Below are 21,376 nucleotides of genomic sequence, written 5' to 3' on the forward strand. Positions count from 1 at the left end.
GACAGCGGTCGGTCGGCGCGGACCGCCGTGGCGGGCCCGCTGCCGTGCTCGGGTCTGGACCCGAGGAGGTGGGTCGGGTGGGCTCAGTCGGCGAGCGGCCGGGGCAGCAGACCGAGGCCCTGCGAGCGGGCACAGCGGTCCAGCAGCTCGTCCCACAGGGGCTGTTGGAGGTGGTCGGGCAGTGAGGGCGGCTGCGTGCCGAGCGGGGTGCGCAGCCGGTGCAGGGCCGCGGCCGCCCAGGCCGGGTCGGCGAGGAAGGTGTCGTCGGTGCCCTGCGCGTGCCGCCAGGTCTCGAAGCAGGCCGCGGCGACGAGGACCTTCACATAGCGGGTGGTCAGGTCGTAGGCGGCCGAGCTCGCCCCGACCGACAGCTCGGCCGGGGAGAGCACGGCACACTCCTCGGCCATGGCGACGAGTTCGCGGGCGAAGTGCTCGCCGTGCGCGCGCAGCGCGGTGTACGCCGGACCGGTGCCGTCCGGCATGGCGGCGAGCCCGGCGGCCAGCGAGGTGCTCAGGCTCTCGCGGCCGGCGGCGCTGATGACGAGCCGGCCGAAGTCGAAGGGCGGCAGGTCGGCGCCGGGCCGGAACAGCGCGGCCGGCGCGCCGGTCTCACCGAGCCAGGACCGCCTGGCGAGCAGCGGGAGCTGGGGCAGCAGCGACACCTGGCACGCGGCGCGCGCCGCGTGCCCGAAGCCTGCGGGCTGGACGTCGCGCAAGAGCTTCTGAAAGGGGGCGGAGGCTCCCTCACAGATGTAGAAGTGGGCTCCCATCACGGCCGAGAGCTGGTTCATGACCTCCATGAGGGTCTTGGACACGAAGAACTTCACGGCCTGTGCGTGGATTGGGGTCTGCTCCGGCACCAGGTGCAGGGCACGGGTGGCCACGGTCGCGAAGCAGTCGGCGGTCATCAGGTCCGAGAACGCGGCGGCGAGCACCGAGCGCAGGTGCGCAAGGTCGGCGGCCGTACGGCCGTACAAGCGGCGGCCCTTGACGTGGCGGACGGTGATGCTCAGGGCCGTGTCGACGAGGCCGGTGAACATCGCCACCAGGGTGGTGCGGGTGACCTGGAAGGAGCGCAGCGCGGTCTCCAGTCCCTGGCCCGGGTTGCCGAGGACGGCGTTTGCGGGCAGCGGGCAGTCGCGGAACTCGATGCCGCCCAGTTGCACTCCGCGCATGCCGCTGGTGCGGAAGCGGGGCAGATAGGTCATGTGCCCGGCGGGCACCTGGGACTTGTCGACGAACAACTGGGAGTGGCTGCGGCTGCCGGGGCGTTCGGCGGTGCGGGCGAAGACCACGACGGCCTCGGCGCGCTGGACGTTGGTGATGATCTCCTTGCGGCCGTTGAGGAGGAGACCGTCCGGTCCGGGCAGTGCGGTGAACTCGGTGCCGGCCATGTCGTTGCCGTGGGCCAGCTCGTGGTAGGCGACGGCCACCCGGCGGCCGGAGCGGAGCAGTTCGGCGGCCGTGCGGCGCTGCTCGTCGCCGCCCGCGGTCCACAGGTTGACACCGGCGATGAATGAGCTGGCGCCGTAGCCCAGTCCGAGGCAGGGGTCGCGCCGGTAGACCGAGCGCATGATCTCCACGAGGTGGTCGAGCCGGTCGAGCCGGCCGCCGAGCGCGGTGGGCACGAACTCCGCGCCCAGGCCGTACTCCTGCAGTGCCTGTTCTCCGGCCTCGAACATCTCGCCGCGCTCGTCGGCCTGGAGGACGGCGCGCAGGCCGAGCGGGTTGTCGTCGGCGAAGGGGTCACCGAGCGCGGACTCCAGGGTGCGCAGCCGTGCGGGGACGGCGGTGGTGGGCGGTGCCGTGGTCACTGGACGCCTTCCTGCGCGTAGAGGGCCGGCAGGGACGGCGGCGCGCCGCCGGTGGTGGCGAGCAGCCGGTCGGCCAGCTGGTCGTAGGCGGCGGCCCGTGTCTCGTCGGCGGCGATGCCGAGCCGGTTGAGGACGAGAGCGAGGCCGGCCTGGAGCCACAGCCCGTCGTACGGGGTGCGGGCGCTGTCCAGCCACAGGTGCACCAGGGTGGCGGCCGCGAAGCACAGCTCGTACTGGGCGGCCAGGTCGAAGGCGGACTGCGGGACGTCGCGGACCGTGCGTTCCTGGTGCTCCATCCCGGTGTGCACCGCTTCGACGAGGCCGGTGAGCTCGTCCGCCATGCGGGCCGCCTCGCGCGGCAGCTGCCCCTCACGGACACCGGCACGCAGTCGCTCGAGCGCTTCGGGCAGCAGTTGTACGAGGCTGCAGCCCCGGGTCGACAGCAGTCGCAGCCGGTGCGGCTCGAAGGGCGGCGGTGGGCTGCCGGGCATTGTCGCGGTGACGGCGTCCCGGTCGGCCGTGCCGCGGCGCCAGGCACGGGCGAGGACCGGGAAGTGGTCGATGAGCAGGTTGCGGTTGACGGCGGTGCTGCCGTCGAAAACGGCGACGATGCGGTGGTCGCGGTCGAGCTTGGCGAAGGCGCCGTCGAGGTAGGTGCCGTCGCTCAGGAAGCTGCGGACGCCGAGTAGTTCGCTGAGCCGGTCGAGGGTTTCCTGGGCGAGGGTGGGCACGAACGCCTTGGTGACGGAGGCGACGACGCCCATCTCGGCGGTCAGGGTGTGGATGGCGCGGGCGGCGACGGTGGTGACCGCTTCGGCGACGATCAGTCCGGCGCAGGCCTCGCCCAGGATGCGGCGCACACGCGGCAGGTCGCTGAGCCGGCGCCGATAGAGGTGTCGGCCGAGCGCGTACTCGGCGGCGATCCGCAGTCCGTGGTCGAGTGCGCCGAGCGAGAGGGCGGTGCACACGGTGCGGGTCAGCTGGAGGGTCTTCAGGACCGTCTCGGCGCCGGCGCCTTCCGCGCCGACGAGGGCCTCGTCGGGCAGCAGGGCGCCGTCGAAGGCGATGCCGCTGATGTCGGCGCCCCGGATGCCGTGGGTGTGCACCTTGGGCAGTAACCGGTGGCTGCCGGGAGCCAGCCGGTCCTTGTCGACCAGGAAGAGGCTGAAGCCCCGTGGGCCGCCGCGCTCGTCGGTGCGTGCGAGGACGCACAGGAACCGGCCCCGCGTGGCGTTGTTGATGAGCCACTTCTCCCCGTCGAGCCGCCAGCCCTGCCCGGTGCGCCGGGCGGTGAGCTCTCCGGCGAGGAGGTCGCTGCCGTGGTGGCGCTCGGTCAGGGCCCAGGAGGCGACGGCACCGGCGCGCACCTCGGCGGCGAGCGCGGCCGCCTGCTGCTCGCTGCCCGCGACCTGGACGGGGGCGGTGCCGAGGAACGTCTTGCCGTGGGCGACGGCAACCGTCAGATCGCGGCGGGCCACGGTGCGCAGGAGCTGGACCAGTTCGTCGTGGTCGCCGAGGAGACCGCCGTGGCGGGCGTCGACGTAGTGCGCGGCGAGGCCGAAGTCGTCGAGCGCGCGACAGGCTTCGGCGGGGAAGGCCTCGGAGTGGTCCAGCACCGCCATCGTGCCGGGGCTGAGGGCGCCGTCGCCGGAGTCGGACCGGCGCAGGAACTGATCGAGTCTGAGCACAGAGGTGTGCGGCACTGTGGATCCCCCGTTGTATGGCTTCCCCGGGCCGGATGCGGCCCCCGGGGAACTGGTCGTGATCCGGCACCTGTTCGCTGCGTGCGGAGGGGCCGGTGTGCTGCGTGGTTACGCGGTGACTCGCTCCAGGCGCGGGTCGAGCTGGGCGATGAGCGCGGAGACCTCTCCGACGCGGAATAGTTCCCGCATCTGCAGACGCTGGATCTTGCCGCTCGTGGTGCGCTGTACGGCGCCGCGGCGGACCAGGGCGAGTCCGGACAGGTGCGCGCCGAACTCGGTGAAGACGGTGCGGCGGATGGAGCTGGCCAGCCTCTCCAGCTCGTCCTCGGTGTGCCGGCCGCGCAGTTCGTGGACGAGGACGAGGAGTTCCTCCTCGCGGCCCTCCTCGTCCTGGACGGGCACGGTGAAGGCAGCGCCGAACGTGCCGTGCAGTTCGGGGTGGTGCTGGCGTGCCTCGTACTCGATGTCCTGCGGGTAGAGGTTGCGGCCGCGCAGGATGAGCATCTCCTTGAGCCGGCCCGTGATGAACAGCTCGCCGTCCAGTACGGCGCCCAGGTCCCCGGTACGCAGATATCCACTCTTGGTGCCGGTGTCCGCGACCGTGCCGTTGAAGGTCCGCTCGGTGGCCTCGGCGTTGTCCCAGTAGCCCTGGCCAATGCTCGGGCCGCGCAGCCAGATCTCGCCGATCTTCCCTTCGGGCAGTGCGCGCCGGCTGTCGGGTTGGACGATGCGTACGTCGTAGTCGTGCGGGAAGCCGCAGGAGACGACGTCCCTGCCGGGGTCGGCCCCGGGGACAGGCACGAGGGTGCCACTCTCCAGACGCCGCTCGTCGACGCGGAGCACCACGGGCTCGCGGTGTCCGGAGCCGCTGACGAAGACGGTGGCCTCGGCCATGCCGTAGCAGGGGTTGAGGGCTTCGGTGCGCAGGCCCGCGGCGGCGAAGCGCTTGGCGAAGGCGGTGAGGGTGGCCGCCTGGACGGGCTCCGAGCCGTTGTTGGCGAACTTCCAGCGGGACAGGTCGAGACCCGCGAGCTGTTCGTCGGTGATCTGACGGCTGCACAGTTCGTAAGCGAAGTTGGGGCCTGCGGACCAGGCGATGTCGAATTCGTCGATCATGCGCAGCCACCAGTACGGCCGCTTGAGGAAGGTGGTGGGGCTCATGAGGACACAGGAGCTGCCGAGATACAGCGGCGGCAGCAGAATGCCCATCAGGCCCATGTCGTGGTAGTGCGGGATCCAGGAGCCGAAGCGGGTTCCGTCGTCGAGGCCGAAGGTCCGGGACAGGCTCTCGACGTTGTGCAGCAGATTGCCGTGGGTGAGGACGACGCCCTTGGGGTCGCCCGTCGAGCCCGAGGTGTACTGCAGCAGGGCGACGGAGCCGTGGTCGAGCCGGGGCAGTGATTCCACGGCCAGCGGAGGCTCGTCGAGGGTATCGGTGACCAACAGCGTGTCGCGGTCGCGGTCGAAGGCCTCGGCCCAGTCGCCGACCTCCGCGAGGGTGCGGCTCTCGGTGAGGACCGCGGCGACGTCGGCGTCGGCGGCGATGACGGAAACGCGGCGCTGGTGGTGGCGGTATCGGCCAGGAAGCGGTGAGGGCACGGCCACGACACCGGCGTAGAGACAGCCGACAAAGGCAGTGGCGAATTCCAGGCCCTCGGGGTACAGCAGCAGGGCGCGGTCCCCGGGTGCGCACCGTTTCAGCAGTGCCGCGGCCACCGAGCGGGCCCTTCGGTCGAGTTCCGCATAAGTTAGGGATATTCGACCGTCGTCGGCAGTGAAATCGGATAGGAATGTGACCGCTGTACTCGTACCGCGATCCGCGACGTTTTTGCGGATCGCCTCGGTCAAATTGGCATGCATGTACAAGATCCTCCCCCGTGGCGCCGCACCGTCCCGACACGGCTGCCATTCGTCGATCTCGCGAATCCAATCGGCGTTACGTCCACTGACGATCGTCTGATGCCCAAGGTCAACTTCTGTGACCCTAAGGATCGTTGACTGATGCAGTCAACCCCCTCCGGCGAACCTTCACAGGCGTCGGACCACCACCTCGGCCAGTATCAAACACCTACTCAAGAGCGGGTCAACCCACTTTGGTCAGCCCATGCCCAACTAAGGTCATGCACTCGCAACTGCTCGCGGCAGGACCAGAACCTCGGGTTTGTCAAGCGATTAAAAGGCCATAGCCCGAGGCCGGTCGACTTGACCTTGACACCCCAACAGAGGGGTGCATACTGTCCGATCGATCATCCAACTGCCATTCGCTGGAGAGGGTGTTTGACCGTGGGGGGAACGGTACTTATATCTGGCACCTCGTCAGATGCGCACACCTGGAATTTAATCTACGTACACCTCTTCCTTGAGGAGCGTGGATACACGGTCAGTAATCTCGGCTCCTGCGTTCCGGATGACCTTCTCGTCCATACCTGTCGCGAACTGCGGCCGGAACTCGTCGTCCTCAGCAGCGTCAACGGCCATGGGTTCACCGACGGACTTCAGGCCATCCGGGCGATCAGACAGCAGAGTGATATGCGCCATCTTCCGGTGGTGATCGGCGGCAAGCTCGGGACGGACGGGCTGCGCAATGCCGGATGCACGCGCAGACTCCTGGACGCCGGCTTCGACGCCGTCTTCGACAACGGGGACCTCGGTGCCTTCGAACACTTCCTGAACCGGCACCGCGCGGCCGCGGCATGACGGCTCCGGCGGACCACGACTTCGGCTCCTTCGTGACCACGGCCCGCTCGCGCGGCCGGCTCGTCGTGCAGCCCCGGATGGGGTTCGGCAGCCGGGCGCGGATGCGCGTCGGGCTGGAGCGCACCCGGCAGGCCGAAGGGGTGACCGTGGGCACCATCACCCTGGACAGCTACACCCGCGTCGGCGACTTCGCCGCCGCCCGGGCCGCGGTGGCGCAGAACCTGCCGCTCAACGGCTACCCGCTGCTGGCACACGGCGCGGAGGCGACCCGGGCCCTCCTCGACGGCGTCCAAGACGAGACGTTTCCGGTCCAGGTCCGCCACGGATCCGCCCGCCCCCAGGCGCTGTTCGCCGAACTGATCGCGGCAGGCCTGCATGCGACCGAGGGCGGCCCGGTCTCCTACTGCCTGCCCTACAGCCGTACCCCGCTGCGCGAGTCGGTGCGGCACTGGGCGGAGAGCTGCGAGCTGCTGGCCGCAGCGGGAGGACCGGACACTCAGCCGCATCTGGAGTCGTTCGGCGGCTGTATGCTCGGCCAGCTCTGCCCGCCCAGCCTGCTGGTGGCGCTGAGCGTGCTGGAAGGACTCTTCTTCGCCCAGCACGGGCTGCGCTGCATCTCCCTCAGCTACGCCCAGCAGACCAGCGCCGAGCAGGACGCGGAAGCACTGGCGGCGCTGCACCGGCTGGCCGCCGAGGAACTGCCCCACGACGTGCGGTGGCACAGCGTCCTGTACGCGTACATGGGCCTGTATCCCGGCACGGTGCGGGGGGCGCAGCGTCTGCTGGAGTCCGCGGCCCGGCTCGCCGTACAGGCGGGAGCCGCCCGGCTGATCGTGAAGACCGCGGCCGAGGCCCATCGCATCCCGACGATCGCCGAGAACGTGGCCGCTCTCGAACTGGCCGCGCACACCGCGGAGCACAGCCGCCCGGAGGGACCGGGGCCACCGCCGGCCGAGGCCGACGGCACGGTCTACGCGGAGGCCCGCGCGCTCGTGCACGCCGTCCGCGAGCTGCACCCGGACCTGGGCACGGCCCTGGTCCGCGCCTTCGACCGGGGCCTGCTGGACGTGCCGTTCTGTCTGCATCCGGACAACCGGGGCCGGACCAGGAGCCTCATCGACCCCCGGGGCCGGCTGCGCTGGTCCGCCACCGGCGACCTGCCCCTGCCTCGCACGGCAGGACTACCGGACGCGGCCACCATGACGGCGGCGGGGCTGCTGGACTCCCTGACCTTCGTCCGGCGGGCGTACGACTCATGAACGACAGCCCGCTGTTCGGATCACTTTCGGCAGGCCGCATACGTGCCGAGCGGAAGGGGCAGGTCATGCCCTTCCGCAGAGGTGACAGGCACGCGCCGCGGGGATCTTGGACCCATGAACCTGCGCCGCCCCCTCCCCCTGTTCGCCGCCCTGTCGGCGGCGGCCGTCGTGCTGCTACTCGCCGGCCTCTGTCTGCAGCCCCCGCCGTCGCCCGCCTCCCGTACCGTCCGTGCCGACCCGGCGGCCACCGTGGTGCCCCGGCTGCCGGCGCCCAATGGGCCGTACGCCATCGGCCGGGCGGATCTCAGACTGGTCGACCGGCAGCGGACCGATCCCTTCACGCACCACGGCCCGCGGGAGCTCATGGTCAGCGTCTGGTATCCGGCGGGCGACACGGCCGGGCGGCCCCGGGCCCGCTGGATGCCAGCCGGCGTCGCCCGGGACTTCTCGGCGGCCGCATCCCGCATCCTCGGCCTGCCCACCGGGCGGGTCGACTGGTCCGCGGTGACGACGCACGCGGCTCTCGGCGCGCCGCCGGCCGAGCCCGCCCGGAGCCGGCCGGTGATCCTGTACTCGCCCGGCCTGGGCACCTCCCGTTCCTGGGGCACGGTGCTGGTCGAGGAACTCGCCGGCCGCGGCTACGTAGTGGTGACGATGGACCACACCTACGAATCCCTCGGGGTGGATTTCGGGCACGGCCGGATCGCGCGGGCCCTGCAGACGGGCGACGGCAGCGACGAGGAACTGGCCCGGCGCATGCGGGTGCGCGCCGCGGACACCGCATTCGTCCTGGACGCGCTTGCCTGGCCCGGCACGCGGCGCGCGTTGCCCGCAGGCCTGGGCGCACAGCTGGACCTGGACCGGATCGGGATGTTCGGTCACTCTGCGGGCGGCATCACCGCGGCCGAGACCATGGCACGGGACCCGCGGATCGACGCGGGGCTGGATCTCGACGGGTTCCATGTGACGCCCGCCCGGCGCTCCTGGCCGGAGCTGGACCGCCTGGTGCGCAGCGGGCTCGACCGCCCTTTCCTCATGGTGGGATCAACGGCGACACCCGCCGAGGCGCTGCCGGCCCGACTGCACGACAGCTCGCCGGCCTCGGTGTCCGTCCGTCGGCTGGAGGGCACCGCGCACTACTCGTTCAGCGACTTCCAGGCACTGCTGCCGCAGCTGCGCGGCCGGGCGGGACTGCCCGCGTCGCGCACCGCCCGGCTGATCGGCACCGCCGCCCCGAAGACGGTGGTGAACCGCGAACGCGCGATCGTCACCGACTTCTTCGACCTTCACCTGCTCCGCCCGGGTCGCTCGGGCGGCTGAACCGGCCGGACCGACGGGGGAATGCATGGCCGCATCGATGATCAGCACGAGGGACCTCACCAAGTCCTACGACGGGGTGCACGCCCTGCGCGGGGTCAGTCTGGAGGTGGCGGAGGGCAGGGTGCTCGGGCTGCTCGGGCACAACGGCGCCGGGAAGACCACGCTCGTGAACATCCTCGCCACGCTGCTGCCGCCGAGCGGCGGGAGCGCGACGGTGGCGGGCCACGACGTGGTCCGCGACAGCCGGGCCGTCCGCGGCTGCATCGGGCTGACCGGCCAGTTCGCCTCCGTCGACGAGAAGCTGTCCGGGTACGACAACCTGGTGCTGATCGCCCGGCTGCTGGGCGCCAGTGCACGGCAGGCCCGGGAGCGGGCCGACGAGCTGCTGGAGGTGTTCGACCTCACCGCGGCCGGGCGCCGGCTGTGCCGTACCTACTCCGGTGGGATGCGCAGGCGGCTCGATCTCGCCGCGAGCCTCGTCGGCCGGCCGCGGGTGATCTTCCTCGACGAGCCGTCCACCGGGCTGGACCCGGCCAGCCGGATCTCGCTGTGGGAGACCGTCGAGGCCCTGGTCGCGGACGGCACCACCGTGCTGCTCACCACGCAGTACCTGGAGGAGGCGGAGCGCCTCGCCGACACCGTGGCCGTCCTTTCCCAGGGCACCGTGGTGGCGGCCGGCACACCGAGCGAGCTGAAGTCCCGGGTGGGTGAGCGGCGGGCGCAGCTGTCGACGACGCGGCGCGGGGACGCCGTCAAGGTCGCCGAGGCGCTGTGCCGGTCCGGCTTCGCCGCCGTACAGACACCGGAGGAGGGCACGGTGAGCGTGCCGGTCGCCGACTTCGACGACTTCGCGCAGCTCGTCCGGGCCGTCGAGGAGGCCGCGGTGCCCGTCACGGGGCTCACCCTGTCGGAGCCGTCGCTGGACGACGTCTATCTCTCCATCGCCGCCAAGGCCGAGACCGCGGCCCGTTGACCCTCCGAGGAGTTACCACCATGACTGTCACGGTTCCCGCCGGCCGCGCCCGGTCCGCGGCACCCGGGCGCTGGCAGCCGGCGAGCGCACGCGCCCAGTTCGCCGTGCTGACCGGGCGCAGCCTGCGCGGACTGGTCGCCGACCGCAGGCTCGTCGTGCTCACCCTGGTCCAGCCGCTGATCCTGCTGGTCATCTTCAGCCAGGTGTTCGGCAGCATGGCCTCCCAGGACCACTTCCCGGCGGGCGTGAGCTACATCGACTACCTGATGCCGGCCATTCTGGTCACCAGCGGGATCACCTCGGCCGTCGGCTCCGGCGCCGAGTTGATCCGGGACATGGACAACGGGGTGCTGACCCGCTTCCGTTCGCTGCCGGTGGGGTTGCACTGGATCCTGGTCGCCCGCGCCGTCGCCGACGTGCTGCGCACCACCGCCCAGACCGTGCTGCTGCTGGTGTGCGCCACGCTGTTCTTCGGTTTCGACCCGGCCGGCGGCATACCGGGCAGCGCCGCGGCGCTGGCCCTGTCGCTCCTCGTCATCGCGGCGCTGACCTGGGTCTTCATCGCCCTGGGCACCTGGGTGCGCAGCGCGCGGATCATGCAGAGCGTCAGCGGTCTGGCCCTGTTCCCGCTCATGTTCGCCTCCAGCGCGTACGTCCCGCTGGACGCGCTGCCCGGCTGGCTGCGCGCGGTGGCGGTGGTCAACCCCGTCTCCTACGCGGTGGATGCCACCCGGGCGCTGGCGCTGGACTGGCCGCTGGGCGGCGATGTACTGGGCGCGGTGGCCACCAGCCTGCTGGTGATGGCCCTGGCCCTGGGGGCGGCGGTGGCCGGGTTCCGCAGGCCGCTCACCCGCTGACCTGTTCCGGGCACGTGAAGGGGGCGGGACGCCGACCGGGCGTCCCGCCCCCTTCGCGCTGTGGAGCGTCAGTCGGTCATCGCGACCAGGACCCGGCGAGCACCGGTGAAGGAGCGCCGGCCGTGTCCCACGGCGAGGTTGTCGATGACCATCAGGTCGCCCTGGTGCCACTCGACGTCGACGGCGTTCTCCAGGCCCCGGTCCCGCACCTGGAGGACGTACTCCGCCGGAATGGCCTTGCCGTCGGCGAAGGTCACCGACTGCGGCAGCTCTTCCTCCGGCAGGATCTGCGCGAGTTCGGCGGCCGTCTCGTCACCGAGGGACGCCGGGTGCCACTGGTCGGACTGGTTGAACCAGACCTCGACGCCGGTCTCCGGGTGGGCGATCGTGGAGTGCCGCACCTGGGTGATGCGCAGCGTGCCGTCGGGCAGCCACTTCCAGTCGGCCTCCGCACCGCGCAGAAACGCCTCCACGTCCGCCCGGTCGGTGGTCTCGAAGGTCTCCTGCCAGCTCTTGCCCAGCCCCAGGCCGTCGTGCAGGTTCTGCGTGTAGCGCACTCCGCCGGCGTACGCCTCGCGCACCTCGGGGTCGAGGGAGGCGAGCCACAGCTCCCCGTCGACGATCGGCGTGGCGCCGCCGGTGGCGGGTGCCGTGGCACAGAAGAAGACGAGCCGCGAGGGCCAACGGTGGCCGTAGCTCAGCTCGTTGTGCATCGAGATCGTCAGTTCCTGGGGGTACTCGGTCGAGGTGTACACATTGGAGCCGACCTTGGTGCGGGGCGAGTTGCCGTGCACATAGGCGAGACGGTTCGGCAGCAGGAGGTCCAGGACGGGGTCCAGGGTCTCCTCGGTGAGCTGGAAGCCGCGGAACACGACGGCCTTCTCACGGGTGAGCAGGCCCGCGAAGTCCTCGTGACCGCGCAGCAGTTCGGCCAGCGCCTCGGGAGTGCCCTGCCCGCCGTCGGCGGCGATCTCGAAGGGCTTCCAGGCGCGCAGTGCGGCCAGGTCGGTCATCCGGGTCATCCTTCCTGCCTGAAGAACTCAATGATGATCTTGTTCACGGTGTCCGGGTCCTCCAGATAGCCGTAGTGCCCGCAGTCCGGCACGAGGTCGTACGTCGCTCCGGGGATGGCGTCCGCGACTTCCCGGCCCAGATGGGCGGGGGTGATGAGGTCGTCGGCGAAAGAGATCACATGGCATGGCCGGCCGATCCCCGCGTAGGCCGCGAGCCGGTCGGCCATGGCCGAGAACTCCATGTGGACACGGTCGCCCCGACTGGTCGGCGCCGACATCTCGAACAGGTCGAGCCAGTCCGAGATCTGTCCGGAGTCGGCCAGCGTCCGCGGCGAGAGGTTCTGCAGGGCGCGCACCACCGCCGTGTATTGGGGAGGCAGCCGCAGCCCCGAGTCGTGCAGCGCGATCTCCGCCTCGGCCAGGGCGCGCCGCATCGTGTCGGACCGGCCGCGGGTCGCCATCAGTACGGCTCTGCGTACCAACTCGGGTCGCAGTAGCGCGAGTTCCTGCACGATCTGGGCGCCCATGGAAGTGCCCACGAACAGACAGGGCCCGAGATCGAGGTGCTCGACCAGGGCGGCGGTGTCCGCCACCATGTCCTCGACGGTGAAGCCTTCGGCGCACTCCTCCGTGGGCGGGATCCCCCGGTTGTCGAAGGTGATGACGCGGTGGCCGGCGGCGACGAGCGCGGGCACCTGGTGCAGGTCCCAGACCCTCCCCCGACTGCCGCTCCCCATCACCATGACGACCGGCTGCCCGTTGCCCTCGGAGTCGTAGTGCATCCGTATGCCGTTCACGGCTGCCCACGCCATGTTCCCCTCCCCTTCATGTCCCTGGACTGGCGCAGAGCGACGGAGGGGGTTACAGCTCGTGAAGTCCGAGAAGAGCGGACACCATAGGTCGCCCCCCCTTGAGCTCTCCCCCGTGGCTGCAGTATTCCGCACAGCACACTAAGTGGATCTTCAAGCCACCGTCAAGACATTTCTCCTGGCGCCAGAATGCGTATTTCGAACCGCCGGTTTCCTGTCAAGCGACCTTCGCCATCGACCTGCCCAACGAAAGTTGTGCACGCGGCAGTCCCCCTGGAACCCGGAGGGGAATAGACTGTCGAAAGGAACCAGCGTCAAATGTAGAATCCACGCTCTCCGTCGAACAATCCGACGCAGGTGTTCCGCCCCTCAGCGCGGCGGCACCGGACTCCCGCCCCGAACGACCACACCGAAGGAGCAGCCGTGCGTCTTGGCGTCGCTGTCGCGTACTGGCCCTGGTTCAGGCTCAAGGAGCAGATCGAAGTCGCCCGGCTCGCCGACGAGCTCGGACTCGATTCCGTGTGGGTCGCCGAGACCTGGGGCCAGGAGGCGGTCTCCCTGCTGGGCCACCTGACGGCCGTCACCGAACGCGTCCGGCTCGGCGCCGCCGTCCTGCAGATACCGGCCCGGCAGCCCACCACCGTGGCGACGGCCGCCGCCACCCTCAACGACCTGTCCGGCGGCCGATTCATGCTCGGCCTGGGCCTGTCCGGCCCCCAGGTCTCCGAAGGGTGGTACGGCGTGCCGTTCACCCAGCCCCTGGCCCGCACCCGGGAGTATCTCGAGGTCATCCGGGCAGCGCTGAGCGGGAAGCCGGTGGACCACCAGGGCGAGCAGTGGACCATCCCCGCCTACGGCCAGGGCCTCGGGCAAGGCCAGCCGTTCAAGCTGCTGACACCGCCGGCCGACCGACGGGTACCGCTCTACCTGGGCGTCTCCGGAGCCCGGACCGTCGAGCAGGCCGGTGCCGTGGCCGATGGCTGGCTCCCGTTCCTGTTCAGCCCCGCCCACGCCGAGGAACTGACCGCACCGCTCCTACGCGGCATCAAGAAGGCCGGCCGGGACCGCTCGGACGTGGATGTCGCCCCGATTGTTCCCATGGCGCTCGCCGACGACCTGGCCACCGCGCGCAACCAGATCCGCCCGTTCATCACCTTCTACCTCGGCGGCATGGGGTCACGGGAGAAGAACTTCTACGTCGACCTCGCCGACCGCTACGGACACGGCGCGTCGGCACGCGCCTGCCAGGAGCGGTTCCTCGCCGGAGACCGACGCGGCGCCGCCGCCGAACTCTCCGACGACCTGATCGACCTCGTCTCCCTGCCCGCCACGACCGACACTCTCCCGGACGGACTCGCCCGCTACGAGGCCGCCGGAGCCGACACCGTTATCGCCATGCCGTTCGGTAACCGCACCCGCCTCCTGCGAGCCCTCGCCGCGCACCGCACGGTTTGACCGGATCGCCGGGGATCCGCCGTCAACCGACTTTCGTTATGGGTTGTCCTCAACCAAAGTCTCGGAAGCGGAGAATCCTTATCAATTTGACGGAAGACCCGAACCGCAAAGCCTTGCCAAAGGACCGGAGTTTGTTCCGGCACTGTTTTCAAGGCGGACTGCGAATTGGCTGGGCAGTGACTGTAGTATCCGGAACCGCATCTGCTCGGCACGGCACAGTCAGGGAACATCTCAGGACGCCGCGCGCCGCCGAGGCGTGTTACGGAAGGCCGGCACGATCCATGACGGGGACCGCGACCATCGACGATCTCTGGATACGCCGGTACCAACACGCGGATCCCGGGGAGGCGCAACTGTCTGCCTTCCGCACGCCGGCGGCAGTGCCGCCTTCTTCCTCCCGATGACCCGCGGACTCGACGGCCGCCGCGAGGTGCTGGCGGTGCAGTATCCCGGCCGGCAGGACCGGCGCTCCGAGCCCCGGCTGGAGTCGGTCGACGAGATCGTCGACGCACTCCAGCCCGTACTGCGGCGCCAGGCCCGCGGACCGGTCGCCCTATTCGGCCACAGTCTGGGCGCCACCGTCGCCATCGAACTGGCCCTCCGCCTGAAGGCGTTGGGCACGGCGCCGGACGCGCTCTTCATCTCCGCCCGGTCGGCCCCTTCCCGTCATCGCGCCGGCGGCACGGTCCACCTCGGCACCGATGCCCAGCTGATCGCACGGCTGCGTTCACTGAGCGGCACCGCCGAACAGGTCCTCGGTGACGAGGAGCTGCTGCGTCTGACGCTGCCCGCGGTGCGCAGCGACTACAAGGCCACCGAGACCTACCGATACCGCCCCGGCCGGCAACTGAGCCGTCCCGTACACGTCTTCATGGGCCACGAGGACCCGGATGGTCACCGAGGAAGAGGCACGTGCCTGGAGCGACCACACCACGGGGTCCTTCGCGCTGCACGCCTACAGCGGCGGGCACTTCCACCTCACCGACCACCAGGAGGAGATCCTCGGGGTCATCGACGAGCAACTGCTCCTGTGAATCCCACACACCACATCGACGCACGATCACAACTGCGACGGCCCAAGCCCCATGGGCTGGTTTGAGTCCATCGTCCTCGGTCTGGTCCAAGGCCTGACCGAGTTCCTCCCCGTCTCCTCCAGCGCACACCTGCGGCTGATCGCGGCCTTCGCCGGCTGGAACGACCCCGGCGCGGCCTTCACCGCGATCAGCCAGATCGGCACCGAGACCGCCGTGCTGATCTACTTCCGGCAGGACATCGCGCGCATCGTCACCTCCTGGTGCCGCTCCCTGGTGAACCAGAAGATGCGCCAGGACCAGGATGCCCGGATGGGGTGGCTGCTCATCATCGGCTCGATGCCCATCGGGGTGCTCGGCGTCACCCTCAAGGAGCAGATCGAGGGCCCGTTCCGCGACCTGCGCCTGACCGCGACCTTGCTCATCGTGATGGGCATCGTCCTGGGGATCGCGGACCGCCGTGCCGCGAGCGACGAGCGCGGCGGCCGCCACCGATCGGCGATCCAGCGCAAGACCCTCTACGACCTCAACGCCAAAGACGGCCTCATCTACGGCCTGTGCCAGGCCATGGCCCTCATCCCCGGGGTGTCCCGCTCCGGCGCCACCACCAGCGGCGGCCTCTTCATGGGCTAGACCCGCGAAGCCGCCGCCCGCTACTGCTTCCTGCTCGCCATCCCCGCCGTCCTCGCCTCCGGCCTCTTCGAGCTCAAGGACTCGGTCAAGGAATTCTTGTCCCCTGCCGAGCGGGGGACAGTACATGGGGGGAATCGTGAAAATGAGCTGCACCCCGTTGCATGAAGTCCCTGTTGCCAGGGTTACGATCCTGGCGAAGGAGATCCGCCGGCACCATGGCAGCACCGCGTAATACCCCGACGAGCTTCGCGAGCCCGCAATCCGTGAGGTCCGGCCCACCGGCCGACCCGTGGCGCATGTCGCGCGGATCTCGGGATCCATCCCGAAGCCCTGCGCGGCTGGGTCCGCCAAGCCGAGGCCGACAGCGGCGAGCGGGACGACCGGCTGACTATCGCCGAATGCGACGAGCTCAAGCAACTCCGCAAAGAAAAGCGCGGAGTTGAAGCGGGCGAACGACATTCTCAAAGCGGCCAGTATATTTTTTGCCCAGGAGATCGACCGTCCCCGGACGAGCCCGAGCAAGTGATCGACCACCTACGCGAGCAGATTCTCGGGGTCGATCCCGTCTGCCGGGTGCTGGAGCCGTCGCCGTCCACCTATTTCGCCCGCAAAAGGCGGCCGAAGTCCGCCCGCCGGCTCCGCGACGAGCAGCTGATGCCGCTGATCGAGGAGTCCACGCCGAGTCCGGGGCCACCTAAGGGGCCCGATGGATGTCCCGTGCCCTGCAGGGCAAGGGCATCGAGGCGGCGTATGCCCGCACCTGGTCGGGCTGGGTGTACATGGCGTTCGTCCTGGACGTGTACTCGCGGGTGATCGTCGGCCGGCAGGTCGCGAACCACATGCCCACCGAACTCCCGCTGGGCACCCTGGAGAGGCCCTGTGGAGACACAGGATCAAGACGGACTCCGGCCTCATTCACCACAGCGACAGGGGCTCGCAATACGTGTCGATTCGCTAGACCGACCGCCTCGCATGCGTCACCTGGTACAACGAAGAACGTCTGCACCCCGCCCTCGACTACGTCCCGCCCGCCGAGTACGAAGGCGAGTTCCGGCGAAACCAGGAACACCCCACAGTCCGCCTGAAACAAGATCACCGGACTCTACAAAACTCGGGGCAGCTCAGCTGCCCTGCTGCGGCTCAGCAGCAAGACAAACGTGAGCGTACGAGGAAGCCGGCCAGCTCGCCTCCGCACCTGTTCCAGCCCCTCCAACGACCTGACGGCCTTTCAGCCCGTGCGTCATTGGTGCGTCAAGCCGCAAGAACCAACGGGCTCCGCCACCTCCACACACCCCTCCCCTCAAACGAATGCGCAGGTCACGCGACACCGTCCGCCTCCACCCGTTCCCACCTCCCAAACAGGTCGAGCCGACGAAAGAAGTCAGAAAACCGCAGGTCAGGAGCCTTTTCCAGCGGGTTCCAGGATCGCGACGCACTCCACATGCGCCGTCATCGGAAACAGGTCGAACACCCGCAGCGTCCGCACCCGGTACCCCCCGTCCCGGAAGTACGCCAGGTCCCGTGCCAGCGCCGCCGGGTCGCAGGCCACGTATGCGATCCTGCGGGCGCCCAGGGACGAGAGGTGGGCCACCGTCTTGCGGCCGGCTCCGGCGCGGGGTGGGTCGAGGACGACGAGGTCGACCTCCGTGATGCCGGTGCGGGGCAGGACCGACTCGACCTTGCCCTGTTCGATGCGGACGCGGGGGAAGTCCGCGAGGTTGTGGCGGGCGTCCTCCACCGCGCGCTTGGCGGACTCGATGCCGAGCACCGCGCCCGCCTCGCCGACTCGGTCGGCCAGGGCGCCCGTGAACAGGCCGACGCCGCAGTAGAGGTCGAGGGCCATGTCCCCCTTGCGGGGCAGCAGGCCCTGCATGACCGCGGTGACGAGGGTGTCGGGGGCCTTCGGGTGGACCTGCCAGAAGCCGCCGCCGGAGACGCGGTAGGTACGGCCGTCCGCGCGTTCGCGGACGAAGGGGCGGCCGTGGACACGGTGGATCTGGCCGTTGCGTTCGTCGACGCGCAGGACCGAGACGGGGCGGTCCAGTTCGACCAGGGGGAGGCGGGCGCCCGGCTTGGGGGTGAGGACCACCTGGCGGTCCTGGGAGCCCGTCGCGGCGATCGCCTCGACGGAGTCCATGCCCGTCCAGTCCCGCTTCTCGATGCCCAGCTCGCTGACGCCCTCCGCCGCGATCAGGCAGTGGTCGATCGGCTCGACCTCGTGCGACCGGTGCCGGCGCAGTCCCGCGCGGCCGTCGGCGGTGACGGCGTACTGCACGCGCGTGCGCCAGGCCGGGACCTGCCCCGGGGGGACCTTGTCGCCCTCGGCCGGCATCACGGTGCCGTCCCAGCCGGCCTCCTCCGGCGTGAGCCCGGCCAGTCGCCGCAGCTGCTCCGCCACGACCTCGCCCTTCAGGCGCCGCTGGGCGCCCGGCTTGGCGTGCTGCCAGTCGCAGCCGCCGCAGCGGCCGGGACCGGCGAACGGGCAGGGGGCGTCGATGCGGTCCTTGGAGGCGTCCAGCACCCGCACCGCGTCCGCGCGGAGGAAGCGCGCCCCCTCCTCACCCTCCGTGACCTGCGCGATCACGCGTTCGCCGGGCAGGGCGTGCCGGACGAAGAGGACCTGGCCCTCGGACGTACGGGCGATGCAGTGGCCGCCGTGGGCGACGGGGCCGACCTCGACCTCGTACTCCTCCCCCACCAGTGATTTCCTCGGTTCTGCCTGCATGGCGGGGTGACTCCACAACATCGAGAGCGGACCGGCCCCTAGGGGCCCGGGACAACAGCCCACCAGTCTACGTGTCCGTGGAGGAGTCCTTTGCTCGTTCGGCCGGGCCGCGGCGCACCGAGCCGGGTGCCGCCCATTCCTGCCGCCTGCGGGCCCGCCGCTTGGCCTTCTCGGAGGATTCCAGCTGGTAGGGCACCGAGGTCACCATCACGCCCGGGGTGAACAGCAGCCGGCCCTTGAGCCGCAGCGCGCTCTGGTTGTGCAGCAGGTGCTCGTACCAGTGGCCGACCACATACTCGGGGATGATCACGGACACCACGTCGCGCGGTGACTCCTTGCGGAGGCTCTTGACGTACTCGATCACCGGGCGGGTGACCTCGCGGTAGGGGGAGTCGAGCACCTTCAGGGGTACGTCGATGCCGCGCCGCTCCCATTCCTCGCGCAGTGCCCTGGTCTCGTCCGGGTCCACGTTGACGCTGAGCGCCTCCAGGGTGTCGGAGCACATGAGCTTGGCGTAGGCGAGCGCGCGCAGGGTGGGGCGGTGGATTTTGGAGACGAGGACGACGGAGTGGACCCGGGACGGCCGTACGCTGTCGTCGGTCGGGGTCTCCGGGGCCGCGATCTCCTCGGCGACCCGGTCGTAGTGCCTGCGGATCGCGGTCATGGTCGCGTAGAAGATGCACATGCCGAGCAGCGCGACCCAGGCGCCGTGGGTGAACTTGGTGACGAGCACGACGACCAGGACCAGGCCGGTGAAGAACGCGCCGAAGGTGTTGATGGCCCGGGAGCGGATCATGTGGCGGCGCTTGGCCTGGTCTTTCTCCGTGGCCAGCAGCCGGTTCCAGTGCCGGACCATGCCGGTCTGGCTGAGCGTGAAGGAGACGAACACGCCGACGATGTAGAGCTGGATCAGCCGCGTGGAGTCGGCGCCGTAGATCCACACCAGAAGTCCGGCGGCGCCCGCGAGCAGCACGATGCCGTTGGAGAAGGCGAGGCGGTCGCCGCGCGTGTGGAGCTGGCGGGGGAGGTAGCGGTCCTGGGCGAGGATCGAGCCGAGCAGCGGGAAGCCGTTGTAGGCGGTGTTCGCGGCGAGGAACAGCACCAGCGCGGTGGCGGCGGCGAGGATCATGAACAGCAGGCTGTCGTGGCCGAAGACGGCCTCGGCGACCTGGGAGATCACCGGGTCCTGAACGTAGTCGGGGCCGAGCGGGGCGCCGTCGTGGATCAGGTCCTTGGCGGGGTTCTCGGCCATGCGGACGTCGGTGGCCATGGCCAGCCCGATGATGCCGCAGAACATGGTGACGGCGAGCAGGCCCATCATGGCGAGCGTGTTCGCCGCGTTGCGCGACTTGGGCTTGCGGAAGGCCGGGACGCCGTTGGAGATCGCCTCCACGCCGGTGAGCGCGGCGCAGCCGGAGGAGAAGGCGCGCAGGAGCAGGAAGACCAGGGCGAAACCGGCGAGGCCCGGGTGTTCGGGTTTGATCTCGAAGTCCGCGGTCGGTGCCCGCATGTCGTCACCGAGCACGACCCCGCGGAACGCTCCCCACGCGATCATCGTGAAGACGCCCGCGACGAAGACGTACGTGGGGATCGCGAAGAGCGTGCCCGACTCCTTCACCCCGCGCAGGTTCATCAGTGTCAGCAGCCCGATCACGCCGATCGCGCAGGCCACCTTGTTCTCGACGACGAACGGGATCGCCGAGCCCAGGTTCTCGATCCCGGAGGAGATCGACACGGCGACGGTGAGGACGTAGTCGACGAGCAGGGCGCTGGCGACGGTCAGTCCGGCCCTGGGGCCGAGGTTGGTGTTGGCCACCTCGTAGTCGCCGCCGCCGCTCGGGTACTCACGGACGTTCTGGCGGTAGGAGGCGACCACGGTGAACATCAGCACGACGACCGCGGCGGCGACCCAGGGGCTGAAGTGGTACGCCGACAGACCCGCGATGGACAGGACCAGCAGCACCTCGCCGGGGGCGTAGGCCACGGAGGACAGCGGGTCGGAGGCGAACACGGGGAGTGCCACGCGCTTCGGCAGAAGCGTTTCCCCGAGCCGGTCGCTGCGTAGTGCGCGCCCGATGAGGATCCGTTTGGGCACGTCGGTCAGTTTGGACACAACAGTGGATCGTAAGCCGTCGGCCAAGGGGTGCCCCACCCGCCACCCACATCCATACGGCATTCATACGCCCTGTGCTCTCCGGGTGAACTCACCGGGGGCCGGGGCGCGGATTCCGCAGGTCGCGGAAGTGTCATGCCTGGATGAGCGGAAGTTCCGTGCTCATATGACCAGTCACCCGGCCGATATGACCGGCCGCCCGGCCGTCATCACCACGCCACGTGGAGGTCCCATGCACACGACCGCAGAACTCATCGGCGCCACGGCCGCGCTCATCGGCCTCGGCATCCTCACCGTGGCAAGCGTGCGCAGCATCACGCGCCGCTGACCGTGCCGGGGCCGGATGCGGCGACTCCGGCGAGCAGTGCCCACGGTCCGATGGCCGACGCCCGCGCCCATATCCGGGCGCAGTGACGGGGCGGCTCGCCGCGGAGGGGGCCATAGAGGAACGCGGCCGCGAAGGCGTCGCCGGCCCCGTTGGAGTCCAGGACCGGTGCCGAGGGCTCGGCGGCGGGGAAGCGGGTCGCCTCACCGTCGGCGAGCAGCAACGCTCCCTCGGGCCCGGCGGTGGCGATGACGATCCGAGCCCTGCCGCGCCCGGCATCCTGCGCATGGTGGCCTCCGGGTCGGGCAGGGCCGCGGCGGGGAGGAAGACGAGGTCCGAGATCTTCACGCCCGCCTCGCGCAGCAGGGGCAGGGCCCCCGCACAAGGCTGGGTGATGACGACGGGGGCGTGCCGGCTGACGGTGGCGAGACGACGCACGGCGCCCCGCTGTCCCGCGCGGGTGACGATGCCCGGCCGGATCATGTGGCTGTCGGCGAGCGCTACGGGCAGCTCGGGCACATGCATGATCGTGTCCGCGCCCGCGCCGCCCATGACGAGGACGTCTATCTCCACGGTCATGGCCGGTTTGCTCCTCACCCGGGTCTCGGGCGTTCCCCGGTGGGGCGGATACGTTGGAGTCCGGCACGCG

The 21,376-nt window shown here is 70.3% G+C and carries 14 protein-coding genes and 3 pseudogenes; 9 read left to right on the forward strand and 8 right to left on the reverse strand.

The genetic code is table 11. The features are described 5' to 3' along the window. Positions 1 to 83: 83 nt before the first annotated feature. The 3 genes from AB0L56_RS18905 to AB0L56_RS18915 form a co-directional block, all read right to left on the reverse strand. A complete protein-coding gene (locus tag AB0L56_RS18905) occupies positions 84 to 1,814 on the reverse strand; it encodes an acyl-CoA dehydrogenase family protein (RefSeq protein ID WP_365424666.1) in 1,731 nt (576 codons plus the stop codon). Beyond that, a complete protein-coding gene (locus AB0L56_RS18910) occupies positions 1,811 to 3,517 on the reverse strand; it encodes an acyl-CoA dehydrogenase family protein (RefSeq protein WP_365424668.1) in 1,707 nt (568 codons plus the stop codon). The genes AB0L56_RS18905 and AB0L56_RS18910 overlap by 4 nt, the downstream gene beginning before the upstream one ends. 108 nt (positions 3,518 to 3,625) lie before the next feature. Next, entirely contained in the window at positions 3,626 to 5,377 is a 1,752-nt protein-coding gene (locus tag AB0L56_RS18915) for a fatty acyl-AMP ligase (RefSeq protein WP_365424670.1), read from the reverse strand. Between the two features lie 423 nt (positions 5,378 to 5,800). Here AB0L56_RS18915 and AB0L56_RS18920 point away from each other — a divergent pair, with 423 nt between their 5' ends. The 5 genes from AB0L56_RS18920 to AB0L56_RS18940 all read left to right on the forward strand — a co-directional run bounded on the left by AB0L56_RS18920 (position 5,801) and on the right by AB0L56_RS18940 (position 10,623). After that, positions 5,801 to 6,214: a cobalamin-dependent protein gene (locus AB0L56_RS18920; protein WP_365424672.1), complete on the forward strand. Its 414-nt coding sequence runs from the start codon at positions 5,801 to 5,803 to the stop codon at positions 6,212 to 6,214. Then, a complete protein-coding gene (locus tag AB0L56_RS18925; protein ID WP_365424674.1) occupies positions 6,211 to 7,473 on the forward strand; it encodes a methylaspartate mutase in 1,263 nt (420 codons plus the stop codon). The genes AB0L56_RS18920 and AB0L56_RS18925 overlap by 4 nt, the downstream gene beginning before the upstream one ends. A gap of 114 nt (positions 7,474 to 7,587) precedes the next feature. Beyond that, the gene (locus AB0L56_RS18930; protein ID WP_365424676.1) at positions 7,588 to 8,793 is read left to right on the forward strand and encodes a lipase; all 1,206 of its coding nucleotides are present in this window, start codon (positions 7,588 to 7,590) and stop codon (positions 8,791 to 8,793) included. A 37-nt stretch (positions 8,794 to 8,830) separates the two neighbouring features. Then, a complete protein-coding gene (locus AB0L56_RS18935) occupies positions 8,831 to 9,766 on the forward strand; it encodes an ATP-binding cassette domain-containing protein (protein WP_365424678.1) in 936 nt (311 codons plus the stop codon). A gap of 20 nt (positions 9,767 to 9,786) precedes the next feature. Beyond that, positions 9,787 to 10,623, forward strand: a complete 837-nt coding sequence (locus AB0L56_RS18940; protein WP_365424680.1) for an ABC transporter permease — start codon at positions 9,787 to 9,789, stop codon at positions 10,621 to 10,623. 68 nt (positions 10,624 to 10,691) lie between these two features. Here AB0L56_RS18940 and AB0L56_RS18945 read toward each other — a convergent pair whose 3' ends face one another. Then, a complete protein-coding gene (locus AB0L56_RS18945; RefSeq protein ID WP_365424682.1) occupies positions 10,692 to 11,636 on the reverse strand; it encodes a TauD/TfdA family dioxygenase in 945 nt (314 codons plus the stop codon). 5 nt (positions 11,637 to 11,641) lie between these two features. Further along, a complete protein-coding gene (locus AB0L56_RS18950) occupies positions 11,642 to 12,448 on the reverse strand; it encodes an alpha/beta hydrolase (protein WP_365424684.1) in 807 nt (268 codons plus the stop codon). 420 nt (positions 12,449 to 12,868) lie between these two features. Between AB0L56_RS18950 and AB0L56_RS18955 the strand changes: the two genes are divergently transcribed. The 4 genes and pseudogenes from AB0L56_RS18955 (at position 12,869) to AB0L56_RS18970 (ending at position 16,377) form a co-directional block, all read left to right on the forward strand. Beyond that, positions 12,869 to 13,900: an LLM class flavin-dependent oxidoreductase gene (locus AB0L56_RS18955; RefSeq protein ID WP_365424686.1), complete on the forward strand. Its 1,032-nt coding sequence runs from the start codon at positions 12,869 to 12,871 to the stop codon at positions 13,898 to 13,900. Between the two features lie 400 nt (positions 13,901 to 14,300). Further along, positions 14,301 to 14,934: pseudogene (locus AB0L56_RS18960) on the forward strand (alpha/beta fold hydrolase). A gap of 51 nt (positions 14,935 to 14,985) precedes the next feature. Next, positions 14,986 to 15,651, forward strand: a pseudogene (locus AB0L56_RS18965) (undecaprenyl-diphosphate phosphatase); the annotation flags it as partial. A 243-nt stretch (positions 15,652 to 15,894) separates the two neighbouring features. Continuing rightward, positions 15,895 to 16,377 (forward strand): hypothetical protein, encoded by a 483-nt coding sequence (locus AB0L56_RS18970; RefSeq protein ID WP_365424836.1) that lies wholly within the window; start codon positions 15,895 to 15,897, stop codon positions 16,375 to 16,377. A gap of 583 nt (positions 16,378 to 16,960) precedes the next feature. On the opposite strand, the gene AB0L56_RS18975 is transcribed toward AB0L56_RS18970, so the two are convergent. From AB0L56_RS18975 to AB0L56_RS18985, 3 genes and pseudogenes are all read right to left on the reverse strand, one after another. Beyond that, a complete protein-coding gene (locus AB0L56_RS18975) occupies positions 16,961 to 18,289 on the reverse strand; it encodes a class I SAM-dependent RNA methyltransferase (RefSeq protein WP_365424688.1) in 1,329 nt (442 codons plus the stop codon). Between the two features lie 67 nt (positions 18,290 to 18,356). Then, positions 18,357 to 20,402, reverse strand: a complete 2,046-nt coding sequence (locus AB0L56_RS18980) for an APC family permease (protein ID WP_365424690.1) — start codon at positions 20,400 to 20,402, stop codon at positions 18,357 to 18,359. A gap of 314 nt (positions 20,403 to 20,716) precedes the next feature. Then, a pseudogene (locus tag AB0L56_RS18985) lies at positions 20,717 to 21,306 on the reverse strand (PfkB family carbohydrate kinase). Positions 21,307 to 21,376 lie beyond the last annotated feature (70 nt).

The organism is Streptomyces sp. NPDC052079 (assembly GCF_040680275.1).
Lineage (GTDB): Bacteria > Actinomycetota > Actinomycetes > Streptomycetales > Streptomycetaceae > Streptomyces.